At 68.3% G+C, this 15,344-nt stretch carries 15 protein-coding genes; 4 read left to right on the forward strand and 11 right to left on the reverse strand.

The genetic code is table 11. The features are described from left to right. Nucleotide 1: 1 nt before the first annotated feature. Complete coding sequence (locus ACFQ2S_RS08655) at nucleotides 2–3,154, forward strand: efflux RND transporter permease subunit (RefSeq protein WP_386074041.1); 3,153 nt, start codon at nucleotides 2–4, stop codon at nucleotides 3,152–3,154. A 3-nt stretch (nucleotides 3,155–3,157) separates the two neighbouring features. Here ACFQ2S_RS08655 and ACFQ2S_RS08660 read toward each other — a convergent pair whose 3' ends face one another. Continuing rightward, nucleotides 3,158–3,838: a DUF4386 domain-containing protein gene (locus ACFQ2S_RS08660; RefSeq protein WP_386074042.1), complete on the reverse strand. Its 681-nt coding sequence runs from the start codon at nucleotides 3,836–3,838 to the stop codon at nucleotides 3,158–3,160. Nucleotides 3,839–3,952: 114 nt separating this feature from the next. Beyond that, entirely contained in the window at nucleotides 3,953–4,651 is a 699-nt protein-coding gene (locus tag ACFQ2S_RS08665; RefSeq protein WP_386074043.1) for a M48 family metallopeptidase, read from the reverse strand. A gap of 134 nt (nucleotides 4,652–4,785) precedes the next feature. Between ACFQ2S_RS08665 and ACFQ2S_RS08670 the strand changes: the two genes are divergently transcribed. Then, nucleotides 4,786–5,379 (forward strand): hypothetical protein, encoded by a 594-nt coding sequence (locus tag ACFQ2S_RS08670; RefSeq protein WP_386074044.1) that lies wholly within the window; start codon nucleotides 4,786–4,788, stop codon nucleotides 5,377–5,379. Between the two features lie 16 nt (nucleotides 5,380–5,395). On the opposite strand, the gene ACFQ2S_RS08675 is transcribed toward ACFQ2S_RS08670, so the two are convergent. From ACFQ2S_RS08675 to ACFQ2S_RS08695, 5 genes are all read right to left on the reverse strand, one after another. After that, on the reverse strand, nucleotides 5,396–6,268 hold the full coding sequence (locus tag ACFQ2S_RS08675; RefSeq protein WP_386074045.1) for a DMT family transporter: 873 nt from the start codon (nucleotides 6,266–6,268) through the stop codon (nucleotides 5,396–5,398). 66 nt (nucleotides 6,269–6,334) lie between these two features. After that, the gene (locus ACFQ2S_RS08680; RefSeq protein WP_386074046.1) at nucleotides 6,335–7,516 is read right to left on the reverse strand and encodes a vWA domain-containing protein; all 1,182 of its coding nucleotides are present in this window, start codon (nucleotides 7,514–7,516) and stop codon (nucleotides 6,335–6,337) included. Nucleotides 7,517–7,778: 262 nt separating this feature from the next. Then, nucleotides 7,779–7,943: a hypothetical protein gene (locus ACFQ2S_RS08685; RefSeq protein ID WP_386074047.1), complete on the reverse strand. Its 165-nt coding sequence runs from the start codon at nucleotides 7,941–7,943 to the stop codon at nucleotides 7,779–7,781. 30 nt (nucleotides 7,944–7,973) lie between these two features. Further along, entirely contained in the window at nucleotides 7,974–9,326 is a 1,353-nt protein-coding gene (locus tag ACFQ2S_RS08690) for a DUF2927 domain-containing protein (protein ID WP_386074308.1), read from the reverse strand. Nucleotides 9,327–9,343: 17 nt separating this feature from the next. Continuing rightward, nucleotides 9,344–9,805 carry a GNAT family N-acetyltransferase gene (locus ACFQ2S_RS08695; protein ID WP_386074048.1) on the reverse strand — a complete coding sequence of 154 codons (462 nt, stop codon included), beginning with the start codon at nucleotides 9,803–9,805 and terminating at the stop codon, nucleotides 9,344–9,346. A gap of 188 nt (nucleotides 9,806–9,993) precedes the next feature. Between ACFQ2S_RS08695 and ACFQ2S_RS08700 the strand changes: the two genes are divergently transcribed. After that, nucleotides 9,994–10,890 (forward strand): DMT family transporter, encoded by an 897-nt coding sequence (locus ACFQ2S_RS08700; protein ID WP_386074049.1) that lies wholly within the window; start codon nucleotides 9,994–9,996, stop codon nucleotides 10,888–10,890. A 6-nt stretch (nucleotides 10,891–10,896) separates the two neighbouring features. On the opposite strand, the gene ACFQ2S_RS08705 is transcribed toward ACFQ2S_RS08700, so the two are convergent. From ACFQ2S_RS08705 to ACFQ2S_RS08720, 4 genes are read right to left on the reverse strand one after another with little or no spacing between them, the layout of a single operon-like run. Then, nucleotides 10,897–12,339, reverse strand: coding sequence for a protein adenylyltransferase SelO (locus ACFQ2S_RS08705; RefSeq protein WP_386074050.1), 1,443 nt, complete (start codon nucleotides 12,337–12,339; stop codon nucleotides 10,897–10,899). A 44-nt stretch (nucleotides 12,340–12,383) separates the two neighbouring features. After that, a complete protein-coding gene (locus ACFQ2S_RS08710; protein ID WP_386074051.1) occupies nucleotides 12,384–12,839 on the reverse strand; it encodes a GNAT family N-acetyltransferase in 456 nt (151 codons plus the stop codon). Beyond that, nucleotides 12,836–13,351, reverse strand: coding sequence for a GrpB family protein (locus tag ACFQ2S_RS08715; RefSeq protein ID WP_386074052.1), 516 nt, complete (start codon nucleotides 13,349–13,351; stop codon nucleotides 12,836–12,838). Before ACFQ2S_RS08715 ends, ACFQ2S_RS08710 begins: the two co-directional genes overlap by 4 nt. Next, nucleotides 13,348–14,289 carry a nucleoside hydrolase gene (locus ACFQ2S_RS08720; protein WP_386074053.1) on the reverse strand — a complete coding sequence of 314 codons (942 nt, stop codon included), beginning with the start codon at nucleotides 14,287–14,289 and terminating at the stop codon, nucleotides 13,348–13,350. The genes ACFQ2S_RS08715 and ACFQ2S_RS08720 overlap by 4 nt, the downstream gene beginning before the upstream one ends. A 209-nt stretch (nucleotides 14,290–14,498) precedes the next feature. On the opposite strand from ACFQ2S_RS08720, the gene ACFQ2S_RS08725 reads away from it, so the two are divergent. Then, entirely contained in the window at nucleotides 14,499–15,332 is an 834-nt protein-coding gene (locus ACFQ2S_RS08725; RefSeq protein ID WP_386074054.1) for a calcium-binding protein, read from the forward strand. The last annotated feature ends 12 nt before the right edge of the window (nucleotides 15,333–15,344 follow it).

Below are 15,344 nucleotides of genomic sequence, written 5' to 3' on the forward strand. Positions count from 1 at the left end.
GATGTTCTCCGCGATTTTCATCCGGCGCCCCAAGACCGCGCTCGTGATCTCGCTGGTGCTGACCGTGATGGGCTCGATCGCCTATTGGGTGCTGCCGGTGGAACAGTTCCCCGAGATCACTCCGCCGGTGGTCCGGGTGAGCGCGAACTACACCGGCGCCAATGCCGAGACGGTGGAGAACACCGTGGCCGCGCCGATCGAGGCGCAGGTGAACGGTGTGGACGACATGCTCTACATGTCTTCCGACAGTTCCGACACCGGCTCATACTCGCTGTCCATCACCTTCGAGGTCGGCACCGACCCAGATATCGCCTCGGTCAACGTGCAGAACCGGGTGGCCCAGGCGACGGCATCGCTGCCGACGGAAGTGACGAGTCGCGGTGTCGTCACCCAGAAGGCGGCGACCAACATGCTGCTGGTGGCCACGCTCTATTCGCCGGGAGGCACCTATGACGAGGTCTTCCTGTCGAACTACGCCTCGATCAACCTCAAGGACGCGCTGGCGCGGGTCAAGGGCGTGGGGCAGGCCGATGTGCTGACCAACTTCGAATACTCCATGCGAATGTGGATGGATCCCGACCGCATGGCCAGCCTCGGCATCACCCCGGGCGACCTGATCTCCGCGATCCGGGAGCAGAACCTCGAGGTCTCGGCCGGCCAGATCGGCGCGCCGCCGGCGCCGGAGGGGCAGCAGTTCCAGTACACGATCAAGTCCAAGGGCCGGCTTGATACGGTCGAGGAATTCGAGAACATCATCGTGCGCACCGGCGGCGCCGGGGCCATCGTGCGGATCAAGGACGTGGCGCGGGTGGAGTTGGGCGCGAACTACTACAACGCCTCCGGCCGCTTCAGCGGGCTGCCGTCCACCGTGCTGGCCGTCTACCAGGCGCCGGGCGAGAACGCGCTCGCGGTGTCCGAGGGGGTGCTGGCCGAACTCGAGCGCCTTTCGAGGCTATTTCCCGACGATATCGCCTACGAGGTGCCCTACAACTCCACCGACTTTGTCGAGAAATCTCTTGACGACGTGGTCACCACGCTGATCCTGACCTTCATCCTCGTGATGTCGGTGGTTTTCGTGTTCCTCGGGTCGTGGCGGGCGACGATCATCCCGATGGTGGCGATCCCGGTCTCGCTGATTGGCACCTTTGCCTTCCTGCTGGCCTTCGGGATGACGCTGAACACCGTCTCGCTCTTCGCGCTGGTGCTGGCCATCGGCATCGTTGTGGACGACGCCATCGTCGTGGTCGAGAACGTGGAACGCATCATCGCGGAGGAGGGGCTGTCTCCGCCCGAGGCCACGGCCAAGGCGATGGGCCAGATCACCGGCCCGGTGATCGCGACAACGCTCGTGCTGCTGGCCGTCTTCGTGCCGGTGACCTTCATGCCCGGCATCACAGGGCGGCTCTATTCGCAGTTCGCCGTGACGATCTCGACAGCGGTGGTGATCTCCTCGATCAACGCGCTGACGCTGTCGCCCGCGCTCTGCGCCCTCGTGCTCAAGCCCCGCAGCGGTTCGCCCAAGGGGATCTTCGCTGTCTTCGAGCGGGGGATCGGCGGCGTGCGGGACGGCTATTCCAGTGTCGTGCGGCGCTTCGTCCGGGTCTCGCTTCTGAGCCTCGTGGCGATCGGCGCGGTGATCGCGCTGACCGGATCGCTTTTCATGGCGACGCCCAAGGGGTTCATCCCTTCCGAGGACAACGGCGTGCTCTTCGTCGACGTCCAGCTTCCCGACGCCGCATCGCTGGCGCGGACCGAGGTCGTGACCGATCGGGTCAACACTCAGCTCGAGGCGATTCCGGGCGTGGCCAACACGGTGCTGGTGAACGGCTTCAGCATGCTCTCGGGGTCCGGCTCCAACGGCGCGATGATCATCGTCAACCTCGATCCATGGGGCGAGCGGACCGAGCCAGACCTCCACGCCGACGCGATCCTGCAGAAGATCTTCGACATCGCCAACCAGGAGGCAGCGGCCAGCGTCATCGCCTTCAACCCGCCGCCGATCTCCGGCCTCGGCCTCTCGGCCGGGGTGGAGATGAAGGTGCAGCAGACCGGCGGCGGCTCGGCGCAGGATCTCTCCTCGGCGCTTGGCGGGCTCGTCTATGCGGTCAACCAGCGGCCGGAGATCTCGCAGGCCTACACCACCTTCAGGGCCAACGTGCCCCAGGTCTTCGTCGATCTCGACCGCGAGAAGGCCAAGTCGCTCGACGTGCCGATCAGCGAGGTGTTCCAGACCCTGCAGGCCTATCTCGGCTCCTACTACGTGAACGACTTCAACCTCTTTGGGCGGGTCTACAAGGTGCTGATCCAGGCCGAGGGCGACCAGCGCGCGCAGATCGAGGACATCTCGCGTCTCTACGTGCGCTCCACCACCGGCGAGATGGTGCCGCTCGGCACGCTGGTCGACGTGGAGAACATCCTCGGGCCGGTGCTGCTCAACCGCTACAACCTGTTCCGCTCCGCCACGGTGACGGCTGTGCCGGCGGAAGGGCTGTCGACGGGCGATGCCATCCGCGTGCTGCAGGAGGAGGCCGCCACGGCGCTGCCGCCGGGCTACAGCTACGAATGGACCGGCACGGCGCAGCAGCAGCTTGCCTCCTCGGGCATGGTGCAGGTGATCCTGCTCATGGCGATCCTCTTCGGCTACCTCTTCCTCGTGGCGCAATACGAGAGCTGGACGATGCCGGTGGCGATCCTGCTCTCGGTGACGGTCGCGCTCTTCGGGGCGGTAGCGGCGGTGGCGGTCGCGGGGGGCGACATCAATCTCTACACCCAGATCGGGATGATCATGCTGATCGGGCTCGGGGCGAAGAACGCGATCCTGATCGTGGAATTCGCCATGGAACGGCGCGACGCCGGCTTTTCGGTGCTGGAAGCCGCCGCGGAGGCCGCGCACCAGCGTTTCCGGGCGGTGATGATGACGGCGCTGTCGTTCCTGCTCGGGGTGGTGCCGCTGCTCACCGCCTCCGGCGCCGGCGCGGCCAGCCAGCGCGCCATCGGGATCGCCGTGTTCGGCGGCATGCTTGCGGCGACGCTGATCGGCGTGATCCTCGTGCCGGTGCTTTACGTGGTGCTGCAGAACATGCGCGAACGGGTGAAACGCCTGTTCGGGGGGCGGCCCCCGGCCGAACCGGCGCCGGAACCCGAACAGGGCTGAGGTTCAGGCCCGGGCGGCGACCTGACGCCGCCCGCCGGCCAGCAGCCACAGGCAGAAGGCAAGCTCCGCTATGGCCGGGACAATGTAGGCCGCGACGAAGGGGGGCACCATCGACGGTGCGACGAGCCGCAGCGCCGTCCCGGTGAGATAGACCACGCCCGCAGCCCCGATCAGCCAGCCGAGCCATCCCGGAAAGGCCGGGCTGCGCCGGAGCAGCACGCTCGTCAGCAGGCAGTTCACCCCGAAGAACGCCAGCCCGACATCGTAGCTGACCCCGTGCAGTGCGAGCAGCGTGCCGGCGAGGGGCGGCGGTGCGCCGGGCGTCGTGGTCGCCAGATGGAGGGCGGCGTAGGGCAGCATCAGGCTCATGCCGATGATCGCCGCCTGCACGAGACGAAAGGCCGTCGCGAGGCCCGCCAGCAGCATCCCGGCAGGCGCGAGGATTACGAAGAGCAGCCCGGCCAGCGCCACGTCGCTCAGCGCCATCACGGCATCGGCGACAAGGCCGAGGCGAAAACGACCCTCGTTTGCAAGAATGGCCGCGCTCTGCAGCGCCGGGGTTTTCAGCGCCAGAACCGGGCCGCGCACCGCCAGCTCCGCCCAGAGGCCGCATACGATGATCAGCAGGTAGAAAAGCCCCGCGAGGCGGAACAGGCCGCGGCTGGCCCTGGGAAAGTCGGACATGATCTTGGCACTCCCTTGCGTAGATCTGCCCTCAGAATGCGCCATGCGTCACGGCATTGAAATTGCCTGTTCGTGCAGAAGTCCCATGCATTCCAGCATGGATGCGCCGAACCGCTAGTCCTCGATCTGCGGCGGCGACCAGCGGGCCTCGCGCTCCTCGATCGCGGCGATGCGCTGTTCCGTCTTCGGGTGGCTCAGCAGCCAGGCCGGGGTGCCCGCGCCGAGCCCGCCGGTCAGGTGCTCGAGCTTGGAAAACAGGCTCTTCTGCGGCTCCGTTCCGATGCCGGCCTTGACCAGCAGGGCCGAGGCATAGGCATCGGCCTCGAACTCGTCCTGCCGGCTCAGGCGGGCGGCCAGCAGCGTGGTCAACATTGTGGCGATCCAGACACCCAGACCCGGCAGGAACCGGTTCAGCATCGTCGCCAGCGCCATCCGTATCGCGTTCTGCCCCGAAAAGTCGATCATCCGCCGCCGCGAATGCCCGAGCGCCACGTGGCCCAGTTCGTGGGCGATGACGCTCGAGATCTCCTCGGCGCTGACCTCGCCCGCACGGTAGCGGTCATAGAAGCCACGGGTGATGAAAATCCGCCCGTCCGGCGCGGCCAGCCCGTTGATCGGCGCGACCTCGTAGATATGAACCCGAATCCGTTCCAGCCCCAACGCCTCGGCCATCCGGTTGGTCAGTCCGCGCAAGGTCGGGTCGGCCAGTTCGGTCGAACGCGCATCGAGATCGCGTGCCGTCTTCCAGGCCGAGAACCGATACATCACCAGCCCGTAGGCCAGCATCAGCAGGAGGGGCGTAAGCTTCAACATTACCAAGATATGGGGCGAAGACGGGGCCGCAGCAAGCCGAAGCGACCGGGACGCTGGATCGGCGCGGGGTGCGGCGCGGGCAGCCGGAACAGCGGCCGGCCTCCGCCCCGACGCCGATTTTTCAGAAAGGCAGCATGTTAACGCCGCATTTCGAAATGATGGTGAAGATGTTCAAGACCCGTGTTCCCGAGTTCCAGACTGCGAGTTGTTTCATGCGCGACATCATCGATTCCCTGCACGCAATCATGCTGCGCCTGCTTGGCGCCATCGGCATCCTCTATCTTCTGGCGATCCTGGCGGGCATACCGGTCGGTCTCGCCCTCGGGCGCCATATCGGCAGCTCCATCGCCGTCGGCTTTGCCGGTGCGGGCGTCTGCCTGTTCCTCGCTGTGCCCCGGATGACGCCGCCGTGGCTGCGCCGGCCGGAGCACCCCGGCCACGGGCTGACGATCCTGCTGGCGATGTTCGCGGTCCAGATCTTCGTCTTCGCGCCGATGGCCGGTATCGCCGTCGCCGGGTTCGATCTGCCGGTGTCCTCGCTTCCGGCCTACATGACCGCCGCCGTCGCACCCTCCGTGGCCGCCTCCCTGATGGTGGTTGCCTCGGGGCTGGTGCTGGGCAACTGGCGCGATCCCGCGCCCGGACGGACCATGACGCGCGAGGAGGAGGTCCGGCCCAACATCGTCGGTCTGCGCGGCGCGGCCATGCCGAACCCGACCAAGGGCTGAGGGCAGGGGCCTGCGGTCAGCCGGGTGACCGCGCGCCGCGCCGAACCGCCAGGATCAGCACCGCCAACACGATCAGCACTGCGCCTCCCAGGGCGGCGGGCGCGGGCATCTCGCCAAAGGCCAGGATGTCGAAACCGAGCGCCCAGATCAGCCCGGTGTATTCCAGCGGCGCCAGTCGCGAGACGGGCGAGCGGGCCACGGCCTCGGTCGCGGCCACATGCGCCATCCCTCCCAGCAAACCAGCCCCTGCCAGCAGCGCCAGCGCCGGCAGGTCTGGGGTCGACCAGCCGAAGGGCAGGCTCGCCAGCCCGATCGCCGTGCCGGTCACCGCGAAATAGAACGCGATGGTGGAGGGTTTCTCGCTCCGGGTCATCGCGCGGACATGGACCCGCACAACGGCCTGGGTGGTGGCAAAACCGAGCCCGGCGGCGATCCCGATCAGCGCGCCCTGGCCCGGGGCCGTCAGCGCGCCGCCGATCATCGCGGCGAGCCCCGCCACCGCGAGCGCCATCGCCCCGACAACCCGTCCGCCGATCTGCTCCCGCCCGACGAGCGCGGCCAGCACCAGCGTCAGGATCGGCGCGAGGTAGGCGAGCGCCTGCGCAGTGGCGACCGGCAGATAGGCCAGCGACAGGAAGGACAGCGCCATCGATAGGCCGCCGAGCAGGTTGCGGGTGACGTGCAGCCGCGGCTGCGATGTGCGGAGCGCGGCGGGCAACTCGCCGCGCGCCGCCATGTAGGCCAGGATCGGCACCAGCGCGACGGCCGAGCGCCAGAAGATGATCTGCCCGAGCGGCACCTCTCCCGACACCGCCCGGACGCAGGCGGACATGGCCGTGATGAGGAACATCGCGGCAAGATAGAGGGGCAGGCCCTGGGCGCGCGGCACGGCGGTCTCCGAGGTGGCGTGAAGGTGTTTTGGCGATAACGGGCGCGACCGGGCCTGGCAACCGGCCTAGCTGAGCAGGCGCATGCCGCGGTCGATCCCGTCGAGGGTCATGGGCACCATGCGGCCCTCGAAGATCTCCCGCACCATTCCGATCGACTGGGTGTATTGCCAGTGCCGTTCCGGCGTCGGGTTGATCCAGAGGTGATCCGGCCATTGCTCCCGCGCCCGCCGCAGCCAGACCTCGCCCGATTCCGCGTTCCAGTGCTCGTTGGCGCCGCCCGGGTGCAGCAGTTCATAGGGACTCATCGAGGCGTCCCCGACGAAGATGCACTTGTAGTCGGGCCCGTAGGTGTTGAGCACCTCCCAGGTCGGCGTCTGCTCGGTCCAGCGACGCTGGTTGTCCCGCCAGACGCCTTCGTAGAGGCAGTTGTGAAAGTAGTGGTATTCGAGGTGTTTGAACTCGGCGCGCGCGGCGGAAAACAGCTCCTCGACCACCTTGACGAACGGGTCCATCGAGCCGCCGACATCGAGGAACATCACGACTTTCACCGCATTGTGCCGCTCGGGGCGCATCTTCACATCGAGATAGCCGTGATCGGCGGTGGCCCGGATCGTCTCGTCGAGGTCGAGTTCCTCGTGGGCGCCGTGCCGGGCCCACTGGCGGAGGCGCTTCAACGCCACCTTGATGTTGCGTGTGCCAAGTTCCACCGTGTCGTCGAGGTTCCGGAAATCGCGCCGGTCCCAGACCTTCACGGCGCGCTTGTGGCGGCTTTTCTTCTGGCCGATCCGCACGCCCTCGGGGTTGTAGCCATAGGCGCCATAGGGCGAGGTGCCGGCAGTGCCGATCCACTTGTTGCCGCCCTGGTGGCGGCCCTTCTGCTCCTCCAGCCGCTGGCGGAGCGTTTCCATCAGCTTGTCGAAGCCGCCAAGGGCCTCGATCGCGGCCATCTCCTCCTTGGACAAGTGCTTCTCGGCCATCTTCTGCAGCCAGTCGGCGGGAAGGTGGACCGCCTCCAGGACCGTTTCGACGGGGATTGCCTCGAGCCCTTCGAAAGCGGCGGCGAAGGCGCGGTCGAAACGGTCGAGGTGACGCTCGTCCTTCACCATGGCGGTGCGGGCGAGGTAGTAGAAACTCTCGATGTCGTAGGTCACCAGTCCCGCCGCCATGCCCTCGAGAAAGGCGAGATACTCGCGAAGGCTCACCGGAACGCCGGCGTCGCGCAGATTCTGGAAGAAGGGGAGAAACATGCCGTGGGCTCTCCTGCGGGACTGGTCCCAACACTCGACGTTGCGGCGGGGGGCGTCAACCGGTGCGGAATGCCTGAGGGAGCCGAGCGCATCGCTGGTGGACAGGGGGGCTGCCCCCCGGCGACCTGTGAGGACTCGTGGCAAACGGGAGAAGGACAGGCGGGGCGTTGTGGCGGTGGGGTGGCGCCCGAAGGGCGCCCGGCCCAACCCTCTCGCCGAGCGCGTCAGCGCGAGGTGGAGGGGCGGGAGTGCCCGGGGTGGCTCAGAGCATCCGTTCGAGGACGATCGTCGCGAAGAGGCCGAGCAGCCCCAGGGCGATTGCGTAGCCGGCGGCATATTGCGCGATGTCGGCGGGCTTGCCGCCCCGCTTCTTCGCCAGGTATCCGCCCCGAAGCGCCCCGGCGAGGGCGCAGAAAATCACGATCATCGTCCGTCCTCGGCTGTTTCGGATCGCGGCTTAGCGGTCCGAGGGGCCGGGGGCAAGGGCGGCGATCTCGGTGGCGCGGGCCCAGACCACGTCGTCGGCGCCGAAGCCGTAGCGCGCCCAGCCGAGCGCCTCGGTGCGTTCCGCGCGGGCCTCGGCCGTCCGGCCCTGCAGGGCCAGCGCCTCGGCGCGCATCATCATCAGTGTCGACAGCAGGGCGGCATTCTCGGCCTCGCGGACCGCGGGCAGGCTCTCCTCGACCAGGCCGATGGTGGCGGCGGTCTGCCCGGCGCTCAGCGAGAAGGCGGCGAGCTGCATGGCGACATGGGCTGCCTGGATCTGGGTGTCGGGCAAGCGGCGGTAGATCTCGGCTGCCTCGATGAAGGCGGCGAGCGCCAGTTCGGGCTCGCGGCTCAGCGACAGGCGGCCGAGAGCGTAGAGCGAGAAGGCCATCCGCGTGTCGCGCCAGCCCGCGGCCCGGGCCAGATCGACGGCGCGCTCGGCGGCAACCCGGCGCTGCACCATGTTGCCGCGCGGGCCGAGGGCGTCCTCGATCGCTTCGATCCAGATGCGCGGCGTTGGCGGGGTCGGCGCCGGGCCGCTGCGCTGGCCGCCAGGATTCAGCCGGGCGAGGATGCCGGGCAGGGCGGCGGCCACCTCGGCCTTGCTCATGCCGTTGGACAACGCATCGTCGTAGTAGACGCGCAGCATCAGCATGTCGAAGCCGGTCAGCACAGTGTGGAAATTGTCGTCGTTGAACACCGAGTCCGGCAGCCGGTAGAGATCGTTGAGTGGGCCGAGCGCCTGGGCGATCTCCTCGTGCAGGCAGTCGCGGGCCTCCTGCGGAGACACGTCGCCCGGCAGGAAGACGGAGGCGCGCTCGCGGGTTTCCAGCGTGGTCCAGTCGACGGTCTCGGACCTGCGCTGGCGGCGGAACTCCGACCAGCCGCTAACGCGGGGCACGACGAAACACGCAGCTTGGGGGACGGCGCGCTGCAGTTCCTTGCGCGGCAGGACCTCCACCACGATCGACGGTTCCTCGCCTTCCCGCGCAGAGCGGATCGGGATGCCGGCTTCACGCTGCAGGCGGGTGAGCAAGCGGGAAAGGTCGCGCTGCAGGGTGGCGTCCGCGGAGCCGCGCAGGCCGACGGTGATCTCGCCTTCGAACCGGGTCAGGCGGGGCAGTTCCCGGCCGCTTTCCAGCATGAAGGTCAGGTCGAGGAAATCTCCCGCGAGCTGGGTGTTGGTCCGGACGGAGGCGCTCGACCGCGGCGTCCCGAAGGCGCGCATCGGGGGCAGCGGCTCGTCGAAGCTCGCGCGCCTCTGGGCGATGTCGGCCGAGGGCGAAGGGGCGCAGGCGGCGAGCACCAGTGCGGTCGCCGCCATGGCGAATGCACGCACCCTCACGCCACCACCCGGTTGTAGCGGATGAACGGGGTCAGCGTGCCGATCCGGTCATAGAGCTTGCGGGCCGTGCTGTTGAACTCCTGTGTCAACCAGTAGACGGAGGGGCAGCCGCAGGCATCGGCCTCGGCATAGACGGCCTCGATCAGCGCCCGGCCGACGCCGTGCCCGCGAACGTCGGGATCGGCGTAGAGATCCTGCAGGTAGCAGGTGTTCTCGACGCGCCACATGTGGCGGTGAAACAGGAAATGCACCAGCCCGACCGGGCGGCCGTCGATCTCGGCCAGGCGGCCGTGGAAATCCTGCGGGTCGTCGCCCAGGAGCCGGGCGAAGGAGGTCTGGTAGACGTCTTCGCTGACCGAGCTTTCATAGAACTCGAGGTAGCCCGTCCACAGCCTCCGCCATTCGGGTTCGTCGGACGCCTCGATGGGGCGGATGCGGATCTCTGCTCGTCCGGGCATACGGTGTTCTCCCGTCTTTTCGTTGCGGGCAACGCTATCCGAGCGGTCGGTGGCAGGGAAACGAATTGCGCCGGCATTTCCGTAACAAGCCAGAGAGCGTTGCAGGAGCGCCGCTTTCGCAGGCAGCGCGGATTGACATCGCATCATCCTTCCCCCAGAGGCGCCCCATGCGCTCGGCGGAGGGGATCGTGGACAGGCGGGACAGTATCGACACCTTCGGTGCGCTGGCGCTGATCGGGTTCTCTGCCTTTCTGGGCATGAATCAGGTCGTGGCCAAGGTGGTGAACGAGGGGCTGCAGCCGGTGTTCTGGGCCGGTCTGCGCTCGGCCGGAGCGGTTCCGATCCTGTGGCTGATGCTGCGGCTTCGGGGCAGGCGCGTGGAGCTGGCGCGGCATACCTGGACGGGTGGGCTGCTGATCGGGGCGGCGTTCACGACGGAATTCCTGCTGCTGTTCCTGGCGCTCGACATGACAACGGTGGTGCGATCCTCGGTGATTTTCTACTCGATGCCGGTCTGGCTCGGGATCGCGGCGCATTTCCTCTTGCCGGGGCAACGCCTGACCCGCCGCCGGATGGTGGGGCTGGTGGTGGCATTCGCCGGCGTGGCCTGGGTGATCGCCGGGCGTGGCGGGGCCGGCAGCGAAGGCAGGCTGGCCGGCGATCTCTGTGCGCTCGGGGCGTCCTTCGCCTGGGCCGGCGTGGCGCTCTGCGCCCGGGGCACCGCGATCCGCGAGGTCTCGCCGGAGACGCAGTTGCTCTGGCAGGTCGGGGTTTCGGCGCCGCTGTTGCTGGCGCTGTCGCCGCTCTTCGGGGAGTTCCTCCGGGAGCCGGAGGCGCTGCACTGGTGGGGCCTGGGGTTCCAGATCGTCTTTGTCGTGGCCCTCGGATTCTCGGCCTGGCTGTGGCTTCTCGCCATCTACCCGCCGGCCGCTGTTGCGGCCTTCAGCTTCCTGTCGCCGGTCTTCGGCGTTGCGCTCGGCTGGCTGCTGCTGGACGAGCCGCTGCCGCCCACGCTGCTCGGCGGGCTGGTGCTGGTGGCGACGGGTCTGATCCTCATCAACTACCGCGGGCGCACGCCGGGCTGAGCCCGGTCAGGTGCCGCAGAAGGTCCGGTGCACGCGCTCGGTCTCGGTCGGCGGGCGTGCAAGATCCGCGTCGGCCTCCGCGAGGTCTTCGAAGGGGCGGGACAGGGCCGCGACGAGCCGGGCGGCAGGGGCCATATCGCCCTGCGTTGCGGCGTCGATGGCCTGTTCGACGCGGTGGTTGCGCGGGATGATCGCCGGGTTGGCGGCCCGGAGCCGGGCCTGAAGCCGGTCGGGTGCGGTGTCCTGCTCGAGGCGCTTGCGCCAGTCCGCCTCCCAGGCGTCGAAGGCGGCCGGGTCAAGGAACTCGTCGCGGGGCGTTCCGGCTGCCAGGGCGCGGAAAGTGTTGGTGAAATCGGCCTGGTCCTCGACCATCCGCGCCAGCAGGTCGCCGATCAGCGCGTCATCGCCCGGCTGTTCGGTCACCAGCCCGATCTTGGCGCGGAAGACCGCGCTCCAGTGCCGGCGGACAAGGGCCGGGTAGCGCTCCATCGCGGCTTGCGCGGCGGTGATCGCAGCCTCCTGGTCCGGGTCGATCAGCGGCAGCAGCGAGGTGGCAAACTGGGCGAGGTTCCAGGCCAGGATGTCCGGCTGGTTCTGGTAGGCATAGCGCCCCTGATGGTCGATCGAGGAATAGACCGTCGCCGGGTGGTAGCTGTCCATGAACGCGCAAGGGCCGTAGTCGATGGTCTCGCCGGAAATCGAGGTGTTGTCGGTGTTCATCACGCCGTGGATGAAGCCCACGCCCATCCATTGCGCCACCAGCCGCGCCTGCCGCGCGATGACCGCGTCCAGCAAGCCCAGCGGGCCGTCGGCCTCGGGGTAGTGGCGGGCGATGACGTGCTGGGCGAGCAGCCGGACCGCCTCGGCGTCGCCACGGGCGGCGAAGAACTGGAAGGTGCCGACGCGGATGTGACTCGACGCGATCCGGGTCAGCACGCCGCCCGGCTCGATCTCGACACGCCGGACGCGCTCGCCGGTGGCGACCACGGCGAGCGAGCGGGTCGAGGGGATGCCGAGCGCGTGCATGGCCTCGCTGACGATGAACTCCCGGATCGCCGGGCCGAGCGGCGAGCGCCCGTCAGAACCCGGCCGGCTGAAGGCGGTGGGGCCGGAGCCCTTGAGCTGGATGTCCCGGCGGCGGCCCTGGCTGTCGACCATCTCGCCCAGCAGCAGCGCGCGGCCGTCGCCCAGCACCGGCGAGAAGCCCCCGAACTGGTGTCCGGCATAGGCCTGCGCCAGCGGGTCGGAGCCGCTCGGCACCGCGTTGCCGGCCAGCACCTGCACGCCCTCGGGGCTCTGCAGCGCGTCCGAGGAGATCCCAAGCTCGGCCGCAAGCCCGCGGTTGAGCAGCAGAAGTTCCGGGGCGCGCACCGGCACCGGCGGCTGGCGCACGTAGAAGCGCTCCGGCAGGCGGGCATAACTGTTGTCGAACGGGATCTCGAGGGGCATGGGCGTCTCCTTGAGAGGAAACATAGGTGGCCCGTGGGCCGATGTCAGGGGTGGCGCAGGTCTGCGGTCATCAGGCAGTAGCGATCCCGCCGCTCGAATCCGAGTCGGCGGTAGAGCGCATCGACCGGGCTCTCTCGGTCGGCTTCGAGGTGCAGCGCCTTGACGCCCGCTTCCCGCAGCGCCGGGACCAGCGCGGACAGCGCCTCGCCGCCCATGCCCTTGTCGCGCACGGCAGGGCGGATCCAGAACTCGTCGACGAAGCCATCGATCCCGCCCATCTCGATCGACCAGCCGAAGCTGATCGCGATGTAGCCCACCGGCGCATTGCGCGGCCCTATGATGTAGACGACACCGTGGGGCGAGCCTTCGAGCAGCGGCGCGAGCGCCGCGGTGCGGGTGGTGTCGTCCTGCTCGATCCCGGTCTCGTCATGGAAGGACGCGACCATGCCGAGCAGTCTGGGCAGGTCTTCGGCGCGGGCCATGTGCAGCTTGGTCTTCATTCCAGACCCTCCAGGGCTCGGGCTTCGGCTGTGTCGATCCAGGTGGCCTTGCAGGCGCCGTAAGCGGCGTGATTCTCCGCGTGCAGCGAGGCGCAATGGCGTTTGCGGGATTCATAGGCGGTTGCGAGCAGGGGATCGGCGCGCAGCGCGTCGCGGAAGGCGAGGTGGCGGCGGATCTCGGGGCTGCCGGACAGCCAGCAATGGGCATGGAACAGCCGCCGGCCGGTGCGCGGGTCGTTGCGACGGCAATAGCGGCGACCCGGCAGGCCGAATTCGCCCATCCACTCGTAGCCAAGCGCCTCGATGGTGGGGCGCAGGCTGTCTAGATCGGTGCCGGGGGCGATCTCCGGCAGAAGGTCGATGATCGGTTTCGCCGCGAGCCGGTCGACCGAGGTGGAGCCGATGTGGTGCAGCGCAACCAGCGCCGGGCCGAGCGCCGCGCTCCAGCGCTCCGCCTCGCCCTCGGCGAGCCAGGCCCAGGCCGGGTCGTGGGAAGCGATCTCTACCGTCACAGGCGGGCCAGCCTTTCCAGAAGCAGGTCAAAGAACCCCTCCGCGTCGACCTTGCCGATGAACGTGGCGTTGGGCGCGCGGTCGGTGACGCCCCACCAGTCGGCGACGGTCATGCCGCGGGTCAGCTCGCTGAGCGTCTCGATCTCGACGTTGATGTGCCGCCCCTCGAACAGTTCCGGCTTCAACAGGTAGGCGATCACGCAGGGGTCGTGCAGCGGGCCGCCGGCGCCGCCGTACTTCTCCATGTCGTAGCGCTCGAAGAAGTCGAGCCAGCCGCAGGCGGCGCGCGCCACCGGCGTGTCGACCTTGGCGAGCTCGTCGAGCCAGCGCCGCGTGATCAGCGCCTGGTGCGTCGCGTCGAGCGGCAGGATCGTGATATCCGTCCCGGAGTTCATAACGATATCAGCGGCTTCCGGATCGACGAAGATGTTGAACTCGGCGGCCGGCGTGACATTGCCGACCTCGAAATAGGCGCCGCCCATCAACACGATCCCGGCCAGCCGCTCGACGATGTCGGGGGCGCGTTCGAAGGCCAGCGCGATATTGGTCAGCGGCCCCAGCGGGCAGAGGGTCACCGTGCCCGGGGGCTCGCGGCGGACGTGGTGGATGATCGCTTCCACCGCTGGCTGGGCGGCAACGTGCATCTTCGGGTCGGGCAGGTCGGCGCCGTCGAGCCCGGTCTTGCCGTGGACATGCTCGGCGGTCACCAGCGTCCGCCGGATCGGCCGGTCGGCGCCCTCGTGGACCGGCACGTCGGTGTGCCCGGCCAGCTCGCAGATCACCCGTGCGTTGCGCGAGGTCAGCTTCAACGGCACGTTTCCCGCCACCGCGGTGATCGCCAGCACCTCCAGCTCCTCCGGGCTGGCCAGCGCCAGCAGGATCGCGATCGCGTCGTCCTGGCCGGGGTCGGTGTCGATGATGATCTTGCGCCGCGCCATGCCGGTCTCTCCTTCGTGCACAGCGCGACCTTGGAGGCGCCCCGACCAAAAGTCCAGCCGCCGGACGGGCAGAGATCGCCGCCGCGCATGGCGGCAATCCGCCGGTTCTGTCGCGCCCTGTGCAGAACACATCAAATCGTGATCAACCTGCCGGAACGGGTCCGTTAGCCTGCGCAGAGATTTGCATTCATTTGGAGGAGATTGACTCGATGATCATCAAGGGAAACAGCAAGAACAACGTGCTGAAGGGCGGACCGGAAGACGACGTGATCAAGGGGCTCGGCGGCAACGATACGCTCTATGGCTATGACGGGGATGACGAGCTTTTCGGCGGCGCCGGCGAGGATGAGCTCGAAGGCGGCGCGGGCCGGGACTTGCTGCGCGGGGGCGACGACATCGACGATCTTGACGGTGGCGACGGCGACGACGTGCTATACGGCGACGATGGCGACGACGACCTCGACGGCGAGGGTGGCGACGACATCCTCTATGGCGGCGACGGCGATGATGACCTCGACGGTGACGACGACGAGGACGACAGCAGCGCCGGCGGGAACGACGAGCTTTTCGGCGGCAACGGCAACGACGACATCGATGGCGGCGGTGGCAACGACCTGTTGAAAGGCGGCAGCGGCGCGGACGACCTGGACGGCGGCAAGGGCAACGACAAGCTCTACGGCGGCAACGGGAACGACGACCTCGACGGCGACGGCGGCAGGGACATGCTGAGCGGCGGCGCGGGCCGGGACGATCTCGACGGGGGCAACGGCAACGACCGCCTTATCGGCGGCACCGGCAATGACGAGCTAGAGGGCGGCAACGGGGCCGACACATTCGTGTTCACCCGGGGCGACGGCAGCGACAAGATCGACGATTTCGACGCTTCCGAGGACATCGTCCAGATCAATAACGGCGCGTCGAAATTCTCCCAGCTGACGATCCGGCAGGATGACGACGACGCCATCGTGACCTTCGCCAACGTGACGATCCGTTTCGACGACACCGACAAGAGCGAGTTGACGAAGGACGTGTTCGACCTGTGAAGCCGGCGCAGG

The sequence above is a fragment of the Tropicimonas aquimaris genome (genome assembly GCF_042676185.1).
Classification (GTDB): Bacteria; Pseudomonadota; Alphaproteobacteria; order Rhodobacterales; family Rhodobacteraceae; genus Tropicimonas; species Tropicimonas aquimaris.